Origin of the sequence: Acetobacter tropicalis (assembly GCF_001580915.1) — a bacterium.
In the GTDB taxonomy this organism is placed as follows: Bacteria; Pseudomonadota; Alphaproteobacteria; order Acetobacterales; family Acetobacteraceae; genus Acetobacter; species Acetobacter tropicalis.
The window spans coordinates 1-1,023 of sequence record NZ_LHZQ01000043.1; the positions used below are offsets into that span (position 1 = coordinate 1).

At 55.4% G+C, this 1,023-nt stretch carries 1 pseudogene; it reads left to right on the forward strand.

Annotated elements, in window-relative coordinates:
• Window positions 1-977, forward strand: a pseudogene (locus AD944_RS16915) (ISL3 family transposase); the annotation flags it as partial.
• Between the last annotated feature and the right edge of the window lie 46 nt (window positions 978-1,023).

The window sequence follows — 1,023 nt, forward strand, 5'->3', positions numbered from 1 at the left end:
CCGGTGCTTATGCAGACGGATGCCGCAGAGGCGCACCATCCGCTCTTCAGGTGACAGACCGCTGGCATCTGCTGAAAAATCTGTCAGACGCTTTTGTCAGTATTCTGGACCGTTTCACGACAACAGTGAGGACCCTGGCGCGACAACTGAACGCATCAACGGGAGTAAGCGAACTATCTGAAACAATCAGAGCGCATCCAGAAGAGGCGCAGACGGTCGTCAGGTCAGCCTCTGGGGAACGACGTGACATTCTTTTCAAGGAAGCTCTTGCCCTGAAAGCAGCGGGACACAGCATTCAGGCTATCGCCACAACGATCGGGGTAGAGAGAAAAACCATGCGGCGCTGGTTTCAGCGGGGCCATGCACCACCATGGAAAAGGACGGTTCCGCCACGCAGCTTACTCGTGCCTTACACAGTCCACCTGGAAAAGAGATGGTCCGAAGGATGTCGCAATAGTCGTCAGCTATGGCGGGAACTTCAGGAGCAGGGCTTTGCAGGACAATATGGCACTGTCTGGAAATGGGTGATGGCACGACACGGACTTTCCGCGAAACCCGTTCCTTCCGCGCATGTCGCTCCACCTCTGGGACGCAGACTTGCGCGTCTTCTCCTTTTAGAGGACCCGTCGTCTGCTGGACAGGAGGGACTGCTTGTTCCTGCCCTTCTGGAAGCTGAACCGCACCTTGCTGTCACACTCTGCTGGCTCAGGAAAATGCAGACCCTGCTCTGTAAAAAGGGTGACACCAGCACGGAAGGCGATCTGCAGGCTTTGCTGGAAGAAGGAAAGACGACACTGCTGTCGCGTTTGATTCCCGCGCTTGAACGGGATGCGGCTGCCATTGAAGCGTCTCTCGTCACACCGTGGACAACCAGCCCGGTTGAAGGACAGATCAGCCGACTGAAAATGATCAAACGCACCATGTTCGGAAGAGCGGGATTTGAACTTCTCAGGGCCCGTGTCCTTCAGCCAGCATAATCAAAATCATCATCACGAAAAGTGCGGGAGAACCCATATGTGGACG